The organism is Bradyrhizobium pachyrhizi, assembly GCF_001189245.1.
In the GTDB taxonomy this organism is placed as follows: domain Bacteria; phylum Pseudomonadota; class Alphaproteobacteria; order Rhizobiales; family Xanthobacteraceae; genus Bradyrhizobium; species Bradyrhizobium pachyrhizi.
This window is the reverse complement of record NZ_LFIQ01000039.1, coordinates 300,601-321,248: the sequence shown is the minus strand read 5'-3', so window position 1 is coordinate 321,248 and position 20,648 is coordinate 300,601. Positions and strand designations below refer to the sequence as shown.

Annotated in this window: 19 protein-coding genes; 10 read left to right on the top strand and 9 right to left on the bottom strand. The window is 65.3% G+C overall.

The features are described 5' to 3' along the window. Nucleotides 1-36: 36 nt before the first annotated feature. Nucleotides 37-597 (bottom strand): DUF2244 domain-containing protein, encoded by a 561-nt coding sequence (locus AKL29_RS06260; protein WP_028335762.1) that lies wholly within the window; start codon nt 595-597, stop codon nt 37-39. A gap of 22 nt (nt 598-619) precedes the next feature. On the opposite strand from AKL29_RS06260, the gene nth reads away from it, so the two are divergent. From nth to AKL29_RS06230, 6 genes are all read left to right on the top strand, one after another. Continuing rightward, nucleotides 620-1,405, top strand: a complete 786-nt coding sequence (nth, locus tag AKL29_RS06255; RefSeq protein WP_050383613.1) for an endonuclease III — start codon at nt 620-622, stop codon at nt 1,403-1,405. A gap of 106 nt (nt 1,406-1,511) precedes the next feature. Next, nucleotides 1,512-2,657, top strand: a complete 1,146-nt coding sequence (locus AKL29_RS06250) for an HlyD family secretion protein (protein ID WP_050383488.1) — start codon at nt 1,512-1,514, stop codon at nt 2,655-2,657. Further along, entirely contained in the window at nt 2,644-4,272 is a 1,629-nt protein-coding gene (locus tag AKL29_RS06245) for an MFS transporter (RefSeq protein WP_050383487.1), read from the top strand. The genes AKL29_RS06250 and AKL29_RS06245 overlap by 14 nt, the downstream gene beginning before the upstream one ends. A gap of 140 nt (nt 4,273-4,412) precedes the next feature. Continuing rightward, nucleotides 4,413-5,465: a type III polyketide synthase gene (locus tag AKL29_RS06240; protein WP_152977460.1), complete on the top strand. Its 1,053-nt coding sequence runs from the start codon at nt 4,413-4,415 to the stop codon at nt 5,463-5,465. Then, a complete protein-coding gene (locus AKL29_RS06235) occupies nt 5,462-5,974 on the top strand; it encodes an isoprenylcysteine carboxyl methyltransferase family protein (RefSeq protein ID WP_050383485.1) in 513 nt (170 codons plus the stop codon). Before AKL29_RS06240 ends, AKL29_RS06235 begins: the two co-directional genes overlap by 4 nt. 59 nt (nt 5,975-6,033) lie before the next feature. Then, complete coding sequence (locus AKL29_RS06230) at nt 6,034-7,536, top strand: DHA2 family efflux MFS transporter permease subunit (protein WP_050383612.1); 1,503 nt, start codon at nt 6,034-6,036, stop codon at nt 7,534-7,536. Here AKL29_RS06230 and AKL29_RS06225 read toward each other — a convergent pair. The 4 genes from AKL29_RS06225 to AKL29_RS44460 all read right to left on the bottom strand — a co-directional run bounded on the left by AKL29_RS06225 (nt 7,533) and on the right by AKL29_RS44460 (nt 10,909). Next, nucleotides 7,533-8,285, bottom strand: a complete 753-nt coding sequence (locus AKL29_RS06225) for a sulfate transporter family protein (RefSeq protein ID WP_028335755.1) — start codon at nt 8,283-8,285, stop codon at nt 7,533-7,535. The two genes, AKL29_RS06230 and AKL29_RS06225, sit on opposite strands and share 4 nt — an antisense overlap. Before the next feature lie 104 nt (nt 8,286-8,389). Continuing rightward, a complete protein-coding gene (locus tag AKL29_RS06220; RefSeq protein WP_028335754.1) occupies nt 8,390-9,802 on the bottom strand; it encodes an MFS transporter in 1,413 nt (470 codons plus the stop codon). Nucleotides 9,803-9,986: 184 nt separating this feature from the next. Continuing rightward, a complete protein-coding gene (locus AKL29_RS06215; RefSeq protein WP_244481779.1) occupies nt 9,987-10,622 on the bottom strand; it encodes a LysR substrate-binding domain-containing protein in 636 nt (211 codons plus the stop codon). Continuing rightward, complete coding sequence (locus AKL29_RS44460; protein WP_244481778.1) at nt 10,604-10,909, bottom strand: LysR family transcriptional regulator; 306 nt, start codon at nt 10,907-10,909, stop codon at nt 10,604-10,606. Before AKL29_RS44460 ends, AKL29_RS06215 begins: the two co-directional genes overlap by 19 nt. 170 nt (nt 10,910-11,079) lie before the next feature. Here AKL29_RS44460 and AKL29_RS06210 point away from each other — a divergent pair, with 170 nt between their 5' ends. Next, on the top strand, nt 11,080-12,249 hold the full coding sequence (locus tag AKL29_RS06210; RefSeq protein WP_050383484.1) for a CaiB/BaiF CoA transferase family protein: 1,170 nt from the start codon (nt 11,080-11,082) through the stop codon (nt 12,247-12,249). Nucleotides 12,250-12,256: 7 nt separating this feature from the next. Then, entirely contained in the window at nt 12,257-13,204 is a 948-nt protein-coding gene (locus tag AKL29_RS06205; protein WP_050383483.1) for a beta/alpha barrel domain-containing protein, read from the top strand. A 104-nt stretch (nt 13,205-13,308) separates the two neighbouring features. On the opposite strand, the gene nikR is transcribed toward AKL29_RS06205, so the two are convergent. Beyond that, a complete protein-coding gene (gene nikR, locus AKL29_RS06200) occupies nt 13,309-13,746 on the bottom strand; it encodes a nickel-responsive transcriptional regulator NikR (RefSeq protein ID WP_050383482.1) in 438 nt (145 codons plus the stop codon). Between the two features lie 257 nt (nt 13,747-14,003). Here nikR and AKL29_RS06195 point away from each other — a divergent pair, with 257 nt between their 5' ends. Beyond that, nucleotides 14,004-16,094 carry a TonB-dependent receptor gene (locus tag AKL29_RS06195; RefSeq protein ID WP_082190494.1) on the top strand — a complete coding sequence of 697 codons (2,091 nt, stop codon included), beginning with the start codon at nt 14,004-14,006 and terminating at the stop codon, nt 16,092-16,094. Nucleotides 16,095-16,097: 3 nt separating this feature from the next. Here AKL29_RS06195 and AKL29_RS06190 read toward each other — a convergent pair whose 3' ends face one another. Beyond that, nucleotides 16,098-16,979 (bottom strand): YiiX/YebB-like N1pC/P60 family cysteine hydrolase, encoded by an 882-nt coding sequence (locus AKL29_RS06190; protein ID WP_050383480.1) that lies wholly within the window; start codon nt 16,977-16,979, stop codon nt 16,098-16,100. A gap of 203 nt (nt 16,980-17,182) precedes the next feature. On the opposite strand from AKL29_RS06190, the gene AKL29_RS06185 reads away from it, so the two are divergent. Beyond that, nucleotides 17,183-18,592: a flavin monoamine oxidase family protein gene (locus AKL29_RS06185; RefSeq protein ID WP_050383479.1), complete on the top strand. Its 1,410-nt coding sequence runs from the start codon at nt 17,183-17,185 to the stop codon at nt 18,590-18,592. A 268-nt stretch (nt 18,593-18,860) separates the two neighbouring features. Here AKL29_RS06185 and AKL29_RS06180 read toward each other — a convergent pair whose 3' ends face one another. Next, complete coding sequence (locus AKL29_RS06180; protein WP_050383478.1) at nt 18,861-19,805, bottom strand: MBL fold metallo-hydrolase; 945 nt, start codon at nt 19,803-19,805, stop codon at nt 18,861-18,863. 35 nt (nt 19,806-19,840) lie between these two features. After that, a complete protein-coding gene (locus AKL29_RS06175; protein WP_050383477.1) occupies nt 19,841-20,617 on the bottom strand; it encodes a sulfite exporter TauE/SafE family protein in 777 nt (258 codons plus the stop codon). Nucleotides 20,618-20,648: the final 31 nt, after the last annotated feature.

The following is a 20,648-nucleotide window of genomic DNA, read 5'->3' as shown; positions in this document are numbered from 1 at the left end:
GACCGGTTTTCCGAAAAGATCATGCTCAAATAAGACCTAGTGGATGGGGTTGTAAGTCGGGCCGCGTTTCGCGGCGTTGAGCGCCGCCGTCAAGGCCTTGGAGAAGCTGGCCTTTTCGTCCGGACCCAGGAAGCTGCCGACGCTGACCCGGCGGCCCCGGGAGACCAGATAAAGCCGCTCGATGCCGAACTCCTCATGCGAGATCTGTTCGAACCGTACCCAGAGCGGATTGAGCACCCATTCCGCCACATGCCCGCGATGGCTGATCCTGCGCACCCGCAGTTCCGACGCCGTGACGGTGATCTCCTCGCTCGCCTTGGCGGTGCGGAAATTGACCTTGAACGCCCAATAGATCACCAGCGCGTCGAGGCCGAAGAAGCCGAAGATCGGCCAGGCGCCGAGCCACCAGAACACCGCGCCGGCAATGAAGCTGACCACGGTGACGAACGACATCAGCACGATAAAGCCGGTGCGATTCAGCGAGCGGTGCGGCGTCAGCAATGCCGAGAACAGTTTGGGCTCGGCCTCAGCGGCATCAGCCGCGAGGTCATTGGCCCTGAGGTCTTCGCCCGGATCAAAGTCGTTGCCTGCGGTCATGACGTATCAGTATATCCGGTTCATGGCCAAAATCATCCGCTCTCAACGCGCCAGCACATCAAGCGTTCGGTCTGCACCGAAGAAGAAGCCTGCGAAAGCGGCAAGGCTGCTGCCCAAACGCGGGGCAAAGAAGGCGGCCAAGAAGGCCGCCAAGCGAACCGTAAAGCCGAAGCCATGGACATCGGAGGAGGTCTACGAGGCTTTCGACCGGTTCCGCAAAGCCAATCCCGAGCCCAAGGGCGAACTCGAGCACCTCAACCCCTACACGCTGCTGGTTGCGGTGGTGCTGTCGGCGCAGGCGACCGATGCCGGCGTCAACAAGGCGACGCGAGCGCTGTTCGCGGTCGCCGACACGCCGGAGAAGATGCTTGAGCTCGGCGAAGACAGGGTGCGCGACTACATCAAGACCATCGGGCTCTATCGCAACAAGGCGAAGAACGTCATCGCGCTGTCGCAGAAGCTGATCGCCGAGTTCGGCGGCGAGGTGCCGCGCACGCGTGCCGAGATCGAATCGCTGCCCGGCGCCGGCCGCAAGACCGCGAATGTCGTGCTCAACATGGCATTCGGCGAGCACACGATGGCGGTCGACACCCATGTGTTTCGCGTCGGCAACCGCACCGGCCTCGCGCCCGGCAAGACGCCGCTCGAGGTCGAGTTGGGATTGGAAAAGGTGATCCCGACCGAGTTCATGCTGCACGCCCATCACTGGCTGATCCTGCATGGCCGCTACACCTGCCTCGCCCGCGGTCCACGTTGCGACGTATGTCTGATCAATGATCTCTGCCGGTGGCCGGAAAAGACCGTCTGAGGCATGATCGTCGTCATGTGCTATCAGAGCATTTTCGAGCGAAGTGGATGCCGGTTCGCGCGATAGGTTTGTCGGTTGTTCCGGTGCGTGATTGAGGGAGTGCGGTGTGGCAGAGCAGGTTGAAGATGGTCCGTCACCCGCCAGCCAGACCGCGCCTGCTGCGGCGCCCGCCAAGCCGCAATCTTCAGCAAGCGGCTTCTGGAGCCGCTTCGCGATTCCGCTGTTTGCCGTGCTCGTCGCGCTGGTGTTCGTCGCGGTGGCGACCAGTCGCTGGGATGCCTGGGTCGGCAGCGCCACGATCCAGACCACCAATGATGCCTATGTGCGCGCCGAATTGACCCAGCTCTCCAGCCGCGTGTCCGGCGAGGTGCTCACCGTCGCCGTCTCCGATTTCCAGCGCGTCAGGGCCGGCGATCTCCTGGTGCAGATCGATCCCGCCGATTACCAGGCGCAGGTCGCGCAGGCCGAGGCCGGCGTGGTCGGTGCCCAGGCCGTGCTGGATAACCTCAACAACCAGGTCGAGCTGCAATATGCGACCATCGCGCAGGCCGAAGCTGCGCGGCTGTCCGCGGAGGCGCAGCAGACCCTGGCACGTCAGGAGGAAGAGCGTCAGCAGTCGCTGTCGCAAACCGACGCCGGCACGCGGCAGCGGCTCGAGCAGGCGACCGCATCTTATGCCAAGGCGGAGGCCGACGTACGCGCCAGCCGCGCTGTGATCGCGGCGCAGCGCCATCAGCTCGAGGTTCTGCAAGGAACCAAGAAGCAGCGTGCCGCCGACCTTGACGCCGCGAAGGCGCTGCTGGCATCGGCCAAGCTCAAGCTTGGCTACACCAAGATCGTCGCGCCGTTCGACGGCGTCACCGGCGAGCGCCAGGTGCAGCCGGGCGACTACGTCAACATCGGCGCCAATCTGATCAACGTCGTGCCGCTGCCGAACGTCTATGTGATCGCCAACTACAAGGAGACCCAGCTGACCAACGTCAAGCCGGGCCAGCCGGTCGAGGTCACCGTGGATACGTTCGCGGGCCAGAAGCTGCGCGGCGTCGTCGAGCGCATCGCACCGGCGAGCGGATCGCAATTCGCGCTGCTGCCGCCCGATAACGCCACCGGCAATTTCACCAAGGTGGTGCAGCGCATCCCGGTGCGGATCCAGTTCGACAAGGGCCAGCCCTTGCTCGAGCGCCTGCTGCCGGGCATGTCGGTGGTCACGCGGATCGATACCGGCGAGGCGGCCGCCAATGGCGGAAAGTGACGACCGCGACCGTGGTCCGGTCTCGCGCGGCGACGTCGCGCGCTATCCGCTGTTCGCGGTCGTCGCCGTGCTGCTCGGTGCGTTTCTGGCGAATTTCGACAGCCGCCTGACCTCGGTCGGCCTGCCCGATCTGCGCGGCGCGTTCTCGCTCAGCTTCGACGAGGGCGCATGGCTCTCGACGGCCGCCATCGGCTCGCAGATCTTCGTCGCGCCTGCGGTGGCCTGGCTCGCCACCGTGTTCGGCCTGCGCCGTGTGCTCGGCATTCCGAGCCTGGTCTATGCGGTGGTCTCGCTGACTATCCCGTTCGTGCGCGACTACACGACGCTGATCGCGCTCAGCATCGCCCACGGCATGCTGCTCGGCACTTTCGTGCCGGCGACGCTGATGATCATCCTGCGCAACCTGCCGATCCGATGGTGGCTGCCGGCGATCGCGATGTATTCGATCCGCGTCGGCTTCGCGCTCGACTCGTCGAGCTCGCTGGTCGGTTTCTATGTCGAGCATCTCGGCTGGCAGTGGCTGTATTGGCAGGGCGTGGTGATCGCGCCGCTGATGGGCCTGATGGTGTATCTCGGCACGCCGAACGAGCCGGTTAATCGCGACCTGCTGCACCATGCCGATTGGGGCGGCATGCTGCTGCTCGGCGCCGGGGTGTCGATGGTCTATGCCGGGCTCGATCAGGGCAACCGGCTGGACTGGCTGTCGTCGGGCACGGTGATGGCGCTCTTGATCGGCGGCGCGCTGTTGATCGTCGCCTTCATGATCAACGAAATGGTCGCGCGCCGGCCCTGGGCACATTTCAACGTGCTGTTCTCGCGCAATATAGGCCTCTCGCTGGTCGTCATCCTGCTGTACACGCTGACCAGCCTGTCGAATTCGTCGCTGGTGCCGAACTTCCTCGGCACCGTCGGCGCGCTGCGGCCGGAGCAGTCGGGCGTGCTGCTGTTCACCTACGGCGCGCTGCCGATGTTCGTGCTGGTGCCGATCTCGATTCTGCTGCTGCGCCACCTCGATCCGCGCATCGTCGTGGTGCTCGGCTTCTCGGCGTTCGCGGCGGCCAATCTCTGGGGCACGCAGCTCAGCCATGTCTGGGCGCGCGAGGATTTTGTCGGCATCGTCCTGCTCGCGTCGATCGGGCAGGCGTTCACGCTGCTGCCGATCATCATCATGGCACTGTCGAATTCCGATCCCTCGCGGGCGACGGCGTTCGCGGCCTATATCCAGATCATGCGCCTCGGCGGCGCCGAGATCGGCGTCGCGCTGATGGGGACCTGGCTGCGGGTTCGCGAGCAGATCCATTCCAACTATCTCGGACAGCACGTGCAGAACGGCGATATCGACGTCGTGAACCTGCTCCAGCGGCTGGCAGGTGAATTTTCCGGCCATGGCATCGGGACAGCTACGGGGCGCGCCGTCGGCACGCTGGCGGCGCTGGTGCAGCGCGAGGCCAACACGCTCGCCTATATCGACGGCTTCTGGCTGTGCTTTTGGCTTGCGATCCTGGCGCTGGTCCTGGTCGCCTTCATCACGCGCGCGCCGCAGGGCCCGTTGTCGCCGGCGCCGCTCGGCTTGGTGAAGAGCGTGATGCGCAGGCTGGGCGCCACCGCTTCCTGATTTGCGAAGAGGCGGCGCGGATATTGGCGCCGGGTCAATTTATAGTGAATACCGCGCTCGCGCTATGTCGCAGGCGTGTTGAAATATTTTGCTCATCGCGCGGTTCCAAGAGCGGGGGAAATGGAGCCACGATGATCGAGATAAAGCAGACGGCCGCGCTTGTTTCCCTGGCGACGGCGGTTCCACCGCATCTATTCCATCAGGGACAGGTCCTGCAGGCCGCGCGCAATCTCCTCGCCGACCGCTATGCCGAGTTCGAGACGCTCTCCAGCCTGTTCGCCAACACCGGCATTCAGCATCGCTACGGCGTCAAGCCGATCGAATGGTATCTCGAACGGCGCGGCTGGCCGGAGCGAACGCTGGCGTTCCTCGAGGGCGCGGAGACGCTGTACGTCGACGTGGCGCGCAAGGCGATTGCGCGCGCCGACCTGACCGGCAGTGACATCGATATCGTGGTCACGGTGTGCTCGACGGGCATAGCCACGCCGACGCTGGAGGCGCGCGTCGCCGGCAAGCTCGGACTGCGGACGGATGTGTCGCGCGTGCCGGTGTTCGGCCTCGGCTGCGCGGGCGGTGTGTCCGGCCTGTCGATCGCGGCGCGGCTGGCCGAAGCACGGCCGGGGGCGAACGTGCTGCTGGTTGCGCTCGAACTCTGCACGCTCGCGGTCCGGCACGACGAGCTCACCAAGGCAAATATCGTTGCGGCCAGCCTGTTCGGCGATGGCGCGGCCGCGATCGTGCTGCGCGCCGGCGACGGTGGTGCGACGCGGATCGAGGCGACGGGCGAAAAGCTGTGGCCGGATACGCTCGACATCATGGGCTGGACGGTCGATCCGGAAGGATTCGGCGTGGTCTTTCAGCGAACCATTCCGGATTTCGTCCGCGACCATGTTGGGCCGGCCGTTGCCGAAATCCTCGCGCGGATGCAGCTGACGGCCGATGACGTCGACCGCTACCTCTGCCATCCCGGCGGCGCCAAGGTCATCGCCGCGCTGGAGCGGGCACTCGCGCTCGATCAGGGCACGCTCGATCACGAACGCGACGTCATCGCGGCTTGCGGCAACATGTCGGGCCCGACGGTTCTCTTTGTTCTCGAACGAGCCTGCGCCAAGGGATTGCCGCCGCGCTCGCTGCTCACGGCGCTCGGGCCGGGCTTCACGCTCAGCTGCGTTGCGCTCAGGCACGCGGCATGAGCTTCGCGTCGGTCATCCTCGCTCTGGTCACGCTGCAGCGTCTCGGCGAGCTCGTGCTGTCACGTCGCAACACCGAGCGGCTTCTCGCGCGAGGCGCGGTCGAGGTCGGCGCCAATCACTACCCGCTCATTGTCCTGGTTCACGCCGGCTGGCTGACCGCGCTGTGGATCTGGGGCCGCGACCAGGACGTCAACCTGGCCGCGCTGGCGGGTTTTCTGGTGCTGCAAGGCCTGCGGATATGGATCCTCGTCGCGCTCGGGCCGCGATGGACCACGCGAATCGTCGTGCTGCCGGGCGCGCCGCTGGTGGCATCCGGGCCGTACCGATATCTCCCGCATCCAAACTACGCCGTCGTGGTCGGTGAAATCGCGCTTCTGCCCCTCACGCTCCACCTGCCGCGATTGGCGCTGATGTTCACCCTCCTCAATCTCGCGGTGCTTGCGGTCCGGATTCGGATCGAGAACCGCGCGCTATCCGTTTCCGATTGGCCACGTACAAGCACGCCATGAGCAAGGCGGATCACCGAACCGACAGCCCATCGGTTGCGACCTGGGCCGGCTTCCTCCTGATGTGCTTCGGCATGTTCATGGCGATTCTCGACATCCAGGTCGTCGCAACCTCGTTGCCGACGATCCAGCGCGCGCTTGCGATCTCGCCGGCGGCGATGAGCTGGATCCAGACCGCCTATCTGATCGCGGAGGTGATCGCGATCCCACTGACCGGCCTGTTCACGCATGCGCTGTCGTTGCGATGGCTGTTCGCGCTTGCCGTGAGCCTGTTCACCGTCGCGTCGGTCGGCTGCGCCCTCAGCGGCGGCTTTGCCGCGCTGCTGGCATTCCGGGTGCTGCAGGGATTTTCCGGCGGCGTCCTGATTCCCGCAGTGTTCTCCGCCGTGTTCACGCTGTTCCCGGCGCGGCTTCACCCGGTGGCCACCACGATCGGCGGCGTCGTCGCGGTGCTCGCGCCGACCGTTGGACCCGTCGTCGGCGGCTGGATCACGCAGACCTGGTCCTGGCCGTGGCTGTTCCTGATCAATCTGGTTCCGGGAACGGTGGCAGCCTCGGTCACGCCGTCGCTGCTTCCGAAGGAAGGCGTGCAGCTTCGGGCGTTCTCCAGACTGGATAAATGGTCGCTTGTCCTGCTCGCGGCGACGCTCGCAAGCTTCATGATCGGTCTGAAGGAAGCGCCGCAACGCGGTTGGGCCTCGATGCCTTGCCTCGGCCTGCTGATCGGAAGCATCGCGGGGTTGATGCTACTGATCCGGCGCACGCTCCGCGCGGCCTATCCGATCGCGCAATTGACGCTTTTCAGGCGGCGTCCGTTCGCGATCGGTTGCGCACTGAGCTTTTGCCTCGGCGTTGGCCTGTACGGATCGACCTATCTGATGCCGGTATTCCTCGGTTTCGTCCGCCGCCACGACGCCTTCGAGATCGGCACGATCATGCTGGTCACGGGGGTTGCGCAGCTCGTCGCCGCGCCGCTCGCGGCGGTCCTCGAAAGCCGCGTCGGCGCGCGGCAGTTGACCGGCGCGGGCTTCGCCTTGTTCGCGCTCGGCCTCGGTTGGAGCGCCATTCAGCCGCGCACGGCGGATTTTGGCGAGATGTTCTGGCCGCAGGTCGTCCGCGGCGTCGCGATCATGTTCTGCCTCCTGCCGCCGACGCGCATTGCGCTGGGCGCCCTGCCGGAGGCGGACATCGCCGACGCCAGCGGACTGTTCAATCTGATGCGCAATCTGGGCGGCGCGATCGGGATCGCCCTGATCGATACCATCCTCTATGGGCGAAGCCCGATCTATGGCGAGGATTTCCGCGTGCGGCTGCTGGCGGGGGATGTCACCGCGGCGCAGGCGATCGGGCTCGATCCGAAGTTGCTGATCGACCGCCCGCCGGGTCTGCCGGACGACGCCACGGTGGCGTTCATCCGGCCGTTGGTCGAACGGGCGTCGCTCGCACTCACCGTCAACGAGGCATGGGCGATGCTCGCCTGCGTGGCGATCGTCGGACTGCTGCTCGTGCCATTCGCAAGCGATCGGGTACCGGCATCGCTGCCCGTGCTTCCGGATACCACCTAGACCGAGGACACGTTGGTTCGCCGCGCCGGCTCGATCAGCTCGCGCCGCGGGCCCGACAGCCGTTTGTACATGTGCACCATGAAGGCCATGCCGAACAGCGGCGTCGCCAGATTGACGATCGGGATCGAGACGAAGGCCGCGATGAACAGGCCCGCGGTAAACACTGTCGCCGCGTTCTCCTTGCGCATCGCCTTGGCATCCGCCGGCGAGCGGAACCGCATCGCGGCAAGCTCGAAATATTCGCGGCCGAGCAGCCAGGCCGTCGCGATGAAGAAGATGATGAAGCCCGCGCCCGCGAACAGCACGAACGGCAGCGCGACCAGATAGACCAGGATCGTCAGCAGCGCGGTCTTGACGCCCTCGATCGTCGCGAGCGTGACCGGCAGCGCCACGCCGGGATGGTCGGCCGGATAATGCTCGCGCTCGACATGGTCGGCGACGTCGTCGACAAACAGGCTCGCCACCAGCGAGGTGATCGCGGGCATCAGGAAGATGCCGCCGAGCACGACGCCAAGGCCCGCCGAGATCGAGACGATCCAGGACAGCACGTGCAGCGTGGAATGGAAGTTGGGGCCGAGCATGCCTTCGGCCCAGACCTCGCCAGTGTCGGCAAACCAGCTCAGCAGCCGCTGCAATCCGATCGCCAGCACGGTGATCAGCACCAGCGCAAGCCCGATCGAGCGCCACAGGATCGAGCGCATCGGCGGCGACAGGATTTGCGAAAGCGCCTTGACGGCGGCGGCTAACATGACTGGGCTACCTCTGCACAAATGACCCGCGAGAGGTAGACACCCAATATGGCTTCGGCAAGTGCCGTTTGTGCCGCGGTGAGAGCGTTTTCGAGCGAATTGCTCTAGGCGTCGAGCGGCCTGCCGCGGACGTTCGGCCCCCAGACACCGATAGCAATGATCACGATGACCATCGCCGCGGTGATCAGGCCGAACACGCCGCCGACGCCGGCCTCCTTCAGCATGAACGCCACGATGAAGCCGGAGAAGGTCGCGCTGAGCCGGCTCATCGAATAGACGAGGCCCGCGGCGCGCGCCCGGATCGCGGTCGGGAACACCTCGGTCTGGTAGGCGTGATAGGCGTAGGACAGCGTCATGTTGGCTCCCGTCACCAGCACGCCGCTGGCGATCAGCAGCACCGGCTCGGTGAGCTGCGAGAAGGCGAGGCCGAACACCGAGATCGCCGCGGCCGCGCCGCAGATGATCCATTTGCGCTCGAAGCGGTCGGCGAAGGTTGCGGCCAGGAGCGGCGCGAGCGGATAGGCGAAGGCGATGATGAAGGAATATTGCAGGCTCTTGGTGACGTTGATGCCCTTCTGCACCAAGAGCGCCGGAACCCAGTTGGAGAAGCCGTAGACGCCGAACGCCTGGCAGAGGTTGAAGATCATGAACAGCACCACCAGCGAGACGTAGGGCGGCCTGAACAGGTCGGCATAGCCGGTCTCGGCCGGCGCACGTGCCGGTATCATCGCGGCCGTGGCGGTCGGGCGCGGCGCCGCCGTCGGCGATGCGGCCTCGAGCGTCCGCATGATCGTCTCGGCCTCGGCAGCGCGGCCATGGCGGGCCAGCCAGAGCGGGCTTTCCGGAACGTAGAGTCGCAATACCCAGATGATCATGCTGGCGGCGGCGCCGATCAGTACGACCCAGCGCCAGCCGTCGATGCCGTGCGGCGAGAGCGGCACCAGCCACCACGCAAGTGCGGCGACGATCGGCACTGCCGACAGCATCACCGCCTGGTTGATCGCAAACGCGCGGCCGCGCATCCAGCTCGGCACCAGCTCGGTGATATAGGCGTCGATGGTGATGACCTCGATGCCGATCCCGATCCCGGCGATGAAGCGCCACAGCAGCAGGCCGCCAGGTGTGGTCTGGCACGCCATGATCACCGATGCGGCGCTGTAGAACAGCAGCGACCAGGTGAAGACCGCCTTGCGCCCGAAGCGATCGGCGAGGAAGCCGAGGCAGAAGGTGCCGATGAACAGGCCGGCGAAGGTCGCCGCGACGAAGGCGCCGATCCCGGAGAAGCCGAAGAACGCCTGCGTCGTCGTGGTCATCAATCCGCTCCGGGCAAGGCCCGGCGCGATATAGCCGGTAAAGAACAGGTCGTAGATTTCGAAGCAGCCGCCGAGCGAGAGCAGGATCACCAGCCGCCAGACGTAGTCGGATGTGGGCAGCGCCTCGAGCCGTCGCGAAATCTCGTCGGGTCCGCTTGTCGTGGTGGCGAGATCGGCGACCGAGCCGAGTTCGACGGCGCTCATGATGATCCTCCCCGAATGGTGCAACGGCCGCCCTTCTTGCGAAGGCGTACCGGTCGCGCATGTTTGGCAGCCGGAAGCCAGAAATCCAGACGAACATATCGAAGGAATCGTTCGATATTTTCGATGGCGCAGTTTCTGACGCGCCTGCTTCACGCGAACGGTGCCTACTTCGCTTGAAAGCGCCTTAGATCAGAAGCGTCGCCTCCCAGGCGCCGCGGCCCACCTGGTCTGCGATCAGGGCGCGGATCAGGCGGCACATCTCCTCCATGACGTAGGTCATCGGGCGGTTGCGCAAGCGGCAAAGATAGAGGGTGCGGGTCAGTTTTGGTTCGATGACTTCGCGCGCGACCAGCAGTCGGGCCTTCAACGGCTCGCTGACGAAATGGGTCGTCGCGATCGTGCAGCCCAAACCCGCGGTCAGCGCGCCGATCATGCCGCTGGTCGAGTTGAGATGCATGATCGCGTTGGCCTCGAGACGCTTCAGCAGCACGGGGTCATCCAGCAGCGCGCGCGCCGATAGTCCGTATCGCAACAGGATCAGGGGCAGCCGCGTCACTTCTTCAAAGGGAATTGGCGTTTTCTTGCCGATCAGCTTCTCGGTGCCGACGCAGAACATCTGTTCCTCCAGCACCGGCTCGGCGATCAGGTCCTTGTCCGAAGGCGGATTGTAGACCAGCGCGAGGTCGACCTCGGAGCTCAGCAGATGCAGCAGCGTCGCGCCGGAGAGACTCTCGGTCAGCGACAGCTTCAGGTTCGGATATTTCGTCAGCACGGTCCGCATCAGCGGCACGCCGATCGCCTTCATCCCGGAATTGGCCATGCCGATCGAGATGTCGCCGGCGATGACGCTGGCGCCTTCCTTGATTTCGCGCTCGCCGCCGCCATCGCGCGCAGGATGATGCGGGCATGCTCATAGAGCCGCTCGCCCGCCGCGGTCGGTTCCATGCCGCGAGGCTTGCGCTCGAACAGCGGCGTGGCGAATTCCGCCTCGAGATTGGCGATGTGATGGCTGAGCGCGGATTGCGCGACGTTGGCCTGGTCCGCCGCCCGCGACAGGTTGCGCTGCTCGTAAACCGCGATGAAATAGCGAAGCTGGCGCGAATCCATGAGGGTTCAGCGTTCTAGAACCACGAATACACTATTCGACAGATTATATTTTTCAGATAGCGTGCGGAAGCCTAACCTGCGCCGATCACAATGCGTTTTCGAGCGAAGTGGCTACCGGTTCGCGTGGAGAAACGCGTCAGAACAAGAGCGCAACGAGCACGGAGAAACCGATGACCGGCAACGGACTGCCGCTGGAAGGCGTGAGGGTCGTCGAGATGACCCACATGGTGATGGGGCCGACCTGCGGCATGATCCTGGCGCAACTCGGCGCCGAGGTGATCAAGGTCGAACCGCCCGCCGGCGACAAGACCCGTTCGCTCGGCGGCATGGGGGTCTCGTTCTTCCCGCTGTTCAACCGCGGCAAGCGCAGCGTCGTGCTCGACTTCGCCAAGCCCGAGGACCGCGACACCATGCACCGGCTGCTTGCCAGCGCCGACGTGTTCCTGGAGAATTTTCGCGACGGTCAGCTCGACAAGCAGGGGCTTGGCGCCGAGGAGCTTCGCCAAAAATATCCGCAGCTGATCATCGCCGGCCACAAGGGCTTTCTGTCCGGTCCCTATGATCATCGGCCGGCGCTCGACGAAGTCGTGCAGATGATGTCGGGGCTCGCGGCGATGACCGGCACGCGCGAAAAGCCGCAGCGCGTCGGGTCCTCCGCCAACGACATCATGGGCGGCATGTTCGGGGTGATCTCGATCCTCGCCGCGCTCTATCAGAAGCGCGGCGGCAAGGCTGATGGCGCCGACATCCGCATCGGCCTGTTCGAGAACTGCCTGTTCCTGGTCGCCCAGCACATGGTCGAGTACGAGATGACCGGCCGCAAGCCGCGCTCGATGCCGGAACGCGAGCATGCCTGGCCGATCTACGACATCTTCGATGCCGCCGGCGGCGATCGCATCTTCATCGGCGTCGTCACCGAAGGTCATTGGCAGAGCTTCTGCCGCGAGTTCGGCCTCACGGAATTCGCCGACGATCCGACGCTGCGCTCGACCACGGACCGCATCATGGCGCGCGACCGGATCATTCCGCGCGTCGCCGAGGTGATCAAGGGCTGGAACGTGGCGGACCTTTCGGCGCGGCTCGATGCGCTCAATATCTGCTTCTCGCCGATCAACCGGCCGGAGGATCTGCTGCAGGATCCGCATGTGCTGCGTCCCGGCGGGCTGGTCAACAATTTGAACGCCGACGGCAAGCCGTTCCGTGTTCCCGCGCTGCCGCTCGAATGGAACGGCCGCAATATCGGCGAAGGCCTGAAGGTGCCGGTGCTTGGCGCCGATACCGAGGCGGTGCGCGCCGAGCTCGCACAACAGAAGATTTCATCAACCGGAAACGCTGCGTGAGGCTGACATGACCCGCGTCCACGATATCTATCCGAGCGACAAGGTGACCCTGCGCGAAGTCGGCCTGCGCGACGGGCTGCAGCTCGTGAAGACGTTCCCGTCGACCGCGGCGAAACAGCGCTGGGTGCGCGACGAATACGCCGCCGGCGTCCGGCATTTCGAGGTCGGCTCGTTCCTGCCGGCCAAGACCTTCCCGCAATTCGTCGATGTCCGCGACGTGGTCGCCACCATTGCCGCGCTGCCCGGCGCGCACGGGGTCGCGCTGGCGCTGAACGAGCGCGGCGTCAACGAGGCGCTGGCCACCGGCGTCGCCGAGATCGCCTCGGTGGTATCGGCGACCGAGGAGCACAGCCAGGCCAATGCCAACCGCTCGCGCGAATCGGCGATCGAGAACATCAGGCGGCTCTGCGAGTTGCGCGACGCCAGCCCGCACAAGCCGCTGGTCAATGCCGCGATCTCGATGGCACTGGGCTGCTCGATCGTCGGCGCCGTCGATCCGAACGAGGTGCTGCGCCTTACCGAGAAGCTCTACGAGGTCGGCGTCGACATGGTCGCGATTGCCGACACGGTGGGTTATGCCGGGCCGAAGCAGGTCGGCGAGCTGACGCGGGGCGCGGTGAAGATCGCCGGATCGAAGCCGGTCTGCGTCCACCTGCACGACACCCGCGGCATGGGCATCGCGAATGCGTCCGCCGCGCTCGACGAGGGCGCCCGCGTGCTCGACGGCTCGCTCGGCGGCCTCGGCGGCTGCCCGTTCGCGCCCGGCGCCACCGGCAATGTCGTGTTCGAGGACCTCGTCTTCCTCTGCGAGAGCAAGGGATTTCCGACCGGCATCGATCTCGATCGCCTAGTCGAGGTGCGCGCGATCCTGAAATCGGAGATGCCGAACGAGGCGCTCTATGGCGGCCTCGCCCGCGCCGGCCTGCCGCGTGGCACCAAGGCGAAGGCGGCGTAGCGTATTCGTTTGGTAGCCCGGATGGAGCGAAGCGCAATCCGGGACACTTCGTTCGCGGCACCAGGGCCCCGGATTGCGCTGCGCTTCATCCGGGCTACGAAACCTCAATCGTGCCCATGCCCCCGCTTGCGCGGCTTCTTGTCCGGCGCGGTCGGGATCATCACGACGCGGCCGTAACGCACGCCGCGTTCGGCGATGACGTGATCGGCGAGGTGGCGGACCTCGCTGCTGGCACCCTTCAGCGCCGTCACCTCCATGCAGCTGTCGTCGTCGAGATGGACGTGCAGCGTCGCCAGCGACAGGTCGTGATGGCCGTGGAAATTCTGCACAAGCCGCTTCGACAGGTCGCGCGCGGCGTGATCGTAGACATAGACCAGCGCCGCGACGCATTGCCCTGACGGCGCGTTTTCCGCGCTCTGCTGCAAGCCGGCGCGTGCGAGATCACGGATGATCTCGGAGCGGTTCTGATAGCCGCGCGCCTCGGCGGCGGCGTCGATCTCCGCGAGCAGATCATCCTCGATGGTGATGGTGATGCGTTGCATGGCTTATCCGTGGTGGCTCGATTGCCCGGCGGTATGACATTTTTCTTGTAACGTCATACTGCGCTTGCTAGCGTCGCTTTGCCGGGTTGGTTGGACTGGTGCGGTCGTCGCGTGACTGTAACAGGTATCATGCGAGGGCATGGGCGTTGCGTCGTACTGCATGGCGGATATTTTCCGCCGCCGCATCCATTGCAGCATTCGCGCCGGTCGCCGAAGCGCAGACCGTCGCCGCCACGACCGAGCAGTTGCCGCCGGTCATGGTGACGTCGCCCGACCAGGCCTCGCCCAAACACGCCAAGCCGTCGCAACGTCCGCGCCATGCCGCCACCGGCCGCAAGCCGGTAGCACCGCAACCGCGCCAATCCACCGCTGCGACCAGCGGCATTACCGGCGGCTCGGCGACCGTACCTGCGTCCACTCTGCAGCCGACCGCGGCCAGCGCGCTGCAGATCAGCGGCGACGAAGTGAACGCGCGGCCGATCTCGCGCGTCGGCGAAGTTCTTGAAGCGGTGCCGGGCCTGATCGTCACCCAGCATTCCGGCGAGGGCAAAGCCAATCAATATTTTCTGCGCGGCTTCAATCTCGATCACGGCACCGATCTCGCCATCACCGTCGACGGCATGCCGGTCAACATGCCGACCCATGGTCACGGCCAGGGCTATGCCGACATCAACTTCCTGATCCCGGAACTCATCCAATCGATGGATGTCCGCAAGGGCCCGTACTATGCGGACAAGGGCGATTTCGCCTCCGCTGGTGCCGTCGACATCAACTATCTCGACAGGCTTTCGAAGAACATCGTGGAACTGACCGCCGGCAGCTTCGGCTATCAGCGCGCGCTGGCCGCGGGCTCGACGCGCGTCGGCGACGGAACGCTGCTCGCTGCCTTCGAGGCCAACAAATACAACGGCCCGTGGGACGTACCCGACGATATCCGCAAGCTCAACGGCGTGCTGCGCTACAGTCAGGGCACCGCGACCGACGGTTTCTCGCTGACCGCGATGGCCTATTCCAATGGTTGGAATTCGACCGACCAGGTCGCGCAGCGTGCGATCGACCAGGGCCTGATCGGCCGTTATGGCACGCTCAATCCGACCGATGGCGGCACCGCCGGCCGCTTCAGCCTGTCGAGCAATTGGGCGCAGTCGAGCGACTACGGGCAGACCAAGCTCAACGCCTATGTGATCCGCTCGTCGCTGCAGCTCTACAACGATTTCACCTATTTCCTCGATGACCCCGTCAATGGCGACCAGTTCAGCCAGACCGACAGGCGTACCGTCTACGGCCTTGATGCCAGCCACGCCGTCGATGTCCGCGTCGCCGGCATCGATACCCAGACGCGGGTCGGCGTGCAGACCCGCTACGACGACATCAATGTCAGCCTGTTCAAGACCGTGCAGCGCGAGATCCTGTCCACGGTGCGCAATGATCAGGTCCAGGAAGGCAGTGTCGCGCTGTGGGCCGACAGCACCGCACGCTGGACCGACTGGCTGCGCACCACGGTCGGCATTCGCGAGGATTATTTCGCCGGCCACGTGCTGAGCGACACGCCGCAGAATTCCGGCAACGCGCAGGCGGCGCTGACGAGCCCGAAGGCCGGCATCGTGCTTGGCCCATGGTACAAGACCGAGTTCTACGGCAATGCCGGCTTCGGCCTGCATTCCAACGACATCAGGGGTGCGACCATCACCGTCGATCCCAATGACAAGGTGACGCCGCTCGATCGCGTGCCGCTGCTGGTGCGCTCGAAGGGCGCCGAGCTCGGTATCCGCACCAGGGTGATCGACGGTCTCACCTCGTCGCTCGCCGTGTTCGTGCTCGACTTCGATTCCGAACTGCTGTTCGTCGGCGATGCCGGCACCACGGAGCCGAGCCGGCCGAGCCGGCGGGTCGGCGTCGAGTGGACCAACCAGTACAAGCTCTTGCCGTGGATGAGCCTCGATTTCGATCTCGCCTATACCCGCGGCCGCTTCACGGATGTCGATCCGGCCGGCGATTTCATTCCGGGTGCGCCGGCGTGGGTTGCCAGTGGCGGCGTCACCTTCGGCCGCGACACCGGCTGGTTCGGCAGCCTGCGCGCCCGCTATTTCGGCCCGCGCCCGCTGATCGAGGACGACAGCGTGCGCTCGCTATCGTCATTCATCGTCAACGCCCGCGCCGGCTATAAATTCGACAACGGGATGCGGCTGCAGCTCGACGTCCTCAATCTCTTCAACGCGCAAACCAACCAGATCGAATACTACTATCTGTCGCGGCTGCCGGGCGAACCGGTCGATGGCGTCGCCGACCGCCATGTGCATCCTGCCGAGCCGCTTGCCGTTCGGCTGACGCTTGCGGCAACATTCTGATCGTCACACCGGCGCGTGACCTTCGGCGGTCATTTCCGCAGCCGGAAGCGGCGCCTCTTCGTCAGTCGCTTCAGGAACAAGCGGCGGCGACTTACGTTCTGGAAACACACCGAACTCGCCCGCCACCTCCTGGAGCGGCTTCTGCTTGTCGGCCCAGTGCAGGGCCGTGTAGTCGAAACCGTGCACGATGGTGGGTTTGACGACTTCGAAATAGGGCGAGATGTCGAAGTCGCGCGGCATGTAGAGCGAGGAATCGCGGATATGCAGGATCTCGCGTCGCGCCTTGCGGCTGGCGGCGCGCGTGATCTTGGGCAGGATCGGATAGCGCACGGCGTCGAAGGCCTGCGCGATCAGCGCCGAGCAGATGATCTTGGTCGGATCGCCGGAGCCGAACGCGATCATGCGGCGGCGCCAGCGCTGCGGGATTGGCAGCGGAAACAGATAGCGCGCGAGATCGACGATGTTCTTGGTGTCGTAGCCGAAGCCGATGCGGTTGATGGCGTAGCGGCACACCGTGGTGCGGTCCTCGAACGACAGGCCGACCGGACGGCAGAGGCGGGTGTGATAGGCGAGATATTTCGACAGCGGCGCGGAGGTCACGCCCTCGCCGATATTGGCCTCGATCAGCACATGCTGTTCGCCGTCCGGCTCGAACGCGCCGTCGATCGGTCCGACAAACAGCGCCGCGTGCGACCAGGTCGACTGCGTGAGGTATTTGATGATGCCCGAAATCCGGTTGTTGCCTTCGACCAGCAGCACGTCGCCGGGCTGCATGATGCTCCGCAGATGGTCCGGGTCGCTCGGCGTGAACGGCTCGTAACCGGGGACTTCCTTCTGCAGGTACCCCGCGATCCATTTACCGACGGTATCGAGCATTAGGCCCATGGATTCCCCCCCCCCAGCGGTTCTGTGACCGCTTGTGTTTCACTTAATCATGGTCGCAAGCTGTTGCAATTTAGTTCATGCCATCGGCGGATCAATCATGATTGATTTACCATGATGGTTGCTGCGGTCGGTGAGATGCGGCACAGTTCGCGAAGCGTTCCCGTTCTCCGCAAGTCCCCGGAAACCATGCCAGAAGCTATGTCATGACAGTGACCCGCCGCGATTTCCTGTCGGCGTCCGCGGCTTTCGCGCTGGCGCCCGCGCTGGGCGGCCGGGTGCTTGCGGCGCCGCCGCCGCGCGAGGCCGATATCGTCGTGATCGGTGCAGGGGCCGCAGGTATCGCTGCGGCGCGCCGGATCGTTGCCGCCAACCGCAAGGTGATCGTGGTGGAGGCGGCGGGCCAGGTCGGCGGTCGCTGCCAGACCGACGCGTCGACATTCGGCGTGCCGTTCGACCGCGGCGCGCGCTGGATGCACAATCCCGAAACCAATCCGATGATCCGGCTGGCCCGCTCCGCGGGTCTCGACATCGTCACGGCGCCTGCGGGGCAAAAGATTCGCATCGGCCGGCGCTACGCCCGTCCCGGCGAGACCGAGGAGTTTTTGGCGGCGCTGGTGCGCGCCAATCGCGCCATCGACGACGCTGCGCGCAAGGCCGATATCGCCTGCGCCGCGGCGATGCCGAAGGACCTCGGCGATTGGGCCGGCACCGCGGAATTCCTGCTCGGGCCCAATTTCTGCGGCAAGGATCTGAAGGATCTTTCCGCCGTCGACAAGGTGCGTGCGCAGGATCGCAACACCGCGATCGCCTGCCGGCAGGGGCTCGGTGCACTGATCGCAAAGCTCGGCGAGGGGCTGCCGCTGGCGCTGTCGACGCCGGCGCAGCGTATCCTGTGGAGCAATCGCGACGTCATGGTCGAGACGCCCTCCGGCAAGATCACCGCGCGCGCCGCCATCGTCACCGTGTCGAGCAACGTGCTTGCGAGCGGCAACATCAAGTTCGCACCGGAGCTTCCGAAGCGCACGCTCGATGCCGCCGCCAAGCTCAGCCTCGGCAGTTACGATCGCATCGCGCTGCAGATTCCCGGCAATCCGCTCGGGCTGTCGCGCGATGACGTCATCATCGAGCAGAGCAATTCGACCAAGACGGCGCTACTCTACGGCAATATCGCGGGCTCCTCGCTGTGCACGATCGACGTCGCGGGCTCGTTCGGCCGCGACCTGTCGGCGCAGGGCGAGCAGGCGATGTCGGCTTTCGCGGCGGAATGGCTGACCAAGCTCTATGGCAGCGAGGTCGGCGCCGCCGTGAAGAAGACCAGCGCGACGCGCTGGAATGCACAGCCCTTCATTATGGGCGCGATGTCGGCCGCTGCACCCGGCGCACAATTCTCGCGCCGGATCCTGGCCGAGCCGATCGGCGCGATGTATCTCGCGGGCGAGGCCACCCACGAAACGCTGTGGGGCACGATCGACGGCGCCTGGGACAGCGGCGAGCGCGCCGCCGACGCCGCGCTGCGCAGGATCGGCGGGGCGAAGGAAGCGACACCGGCGCCCGCAGCGCCCGCCGCAAAACACAAGCGCCGCACGTCGCCTCGCTCCGGGGCGATGAATTGATGATCGTGAGAGGAGACGGTTGAGCGTGGTCGGCCTACCGTGGTGTGTGCGGTGATTTGGTGGCGAGTGCTGCCGCACAAAAGGTGTCGTCCCTGCGAAAGCAGGGACCCATACGCCGCAGCAGATGTTGTGATCGGGACTCGTCGTTCCACCATCGTTCAGCAATAACTATTCGTGGTTATGGGTCCCTGCGTTCGCTGGGACGACACCGAAGACGTTGTGCGGCCGGTGGTCACACATCCGCATTCTCGTGACATGATTTGTCCGATCACACCGGCAGCTTCAGCTCCATCAGATCCTTGGCCACCACGATGCGGCCGGAATAGTTCTTCTTCACGTCCCTCGTCCAGTCATCATCGGTGACCTGCCGATCGTCGCCGGGGACGAAGTGACTGAGCACCAGCGTCTTCACGCCGGCGGCGGCTGCGATGCGGCCGACATCCTCGGTCGAGGTGTGGCTGTCGAGCAGATGCTTCTTCAACGTGGCGCCGTTCTTGGTCGTGGCAACCAGACGATCGACCGCGGGGACGTAAAGACATTCGTGCACCAGTACGTCGACGCCCTTGGCAAACTCGGCGAGCTTCGGGTTGTAGGCGGTGTCGCTGGAGAACACGATGGTGCCGTCCGGGGTCTCGAACTTGTAGGCGAAGTTATCCGTGATCGGCGGGTGCGGCGTGCGGAACGCGGTGACGGTGACATCCGATGTCTTCAGCACCACGCCGTCGTCGCTGATGTCTTTCGCGATCAGCAGCTTGCGCGGGTCCGGGCGGCCTTCGTCCTCGATCCGGGTCTCGACGTCGAACTTGTTCAGCTCCCAATATTCTTTGGTCATCGCCTCGATGCCCTTGGGGCCGAACGAATGGATCGGCGTCGAGAGGCCGGCCGCCCAGGCGTTGTAGAACAGATTGCCGTATTCCAGATTGTGATCGGAATGATGGTGGCTGATGAAGATGTACTTGACCTGCGGGATCGGCACGCCCGCGCGCACAAGCTGGCGGCTGACGCCCATGCCGCAATCGATCACGAACGGGGTGTCGTTGACGACGACGAGATTGGCGGGGTTCGAAGCGCCGTTGCCGACGCGTGGCCCGCCCTTGGTGCCGAGGAACACGATGCGGGTCCGCGCCTTGTCGGTTTGCGCGCGCACGTGAGGCGCCGCGAGCACGGCGGCGCTGCAGAGCGCCAGTTTCAATGCATTGCGGCGATCGATCATCGGTGTCTCCCTGGTCTCTTTTGGGTGCTGCGACCCTAGCCGCCGCGCAAGATGCCATCAAGCGCCGGCAGGCCGACGATGACGGCCGCGGCGATCAGCGCGTAGCAGATCGCGCGAAACACCTTTTCGCTCGCCTTGCCGAACAGCGCGGCGCCGAACCAGACGCCGATGCCGTAGATCGGGCCGACGATCAGCGAGAACTTGACCGATTCGATCGTGATCAAGCCGGTGAACCAGTAGCTGACCAGCGAGAAGAAGTCCGAGGCGCCGAAGAACAGCACGATATTGGCGCGCGAGATCACCGACGAGATCGGGCGGCCCAGCCAGTAGGCGACGATCGGCGGTCCACCGGTCTGCGCGAGGCCGCTGCAGAAGCCGGAGAGGCCGCCGACGCCGACGGAGAGGGCGACGTGCTCCTTGCCGTGATAGCGCCAGCCCGACAGCAGCAGTGCGAGCAGCGCCGCGACGAAGCAGGAGATGATCCAGCGCGTCGTGACAGGCTCGAGCACGGTCAGGAAATAGGTGCCGATAGGGACGCCGACCAGCGCGCCGGCGACCATGACCGCGGTCGCCTTGCGGTCGGCATGGGTCCAGGCGTTCGGCAGCAGCGGCGTGGCGGCGATGAAGTCGATGACGAGCAGCAGCGCCGCCACCAGCCGCGGCGCCGCGACGCTGCTCGCGAGCGGCATGAAGATCAGCGCCGAGCCGAAGCCCGAGAAGCCGCGCGCCGTGCCCGACACGAAGGCGATCGCACAGATCGCGAGCGCGATGCTGGTCGAGATGTCGGAGGGGATCAGGCTGAAGGAGGTCATGGGAGGGCGTGCGCGGGGTGATCCGTGTTTC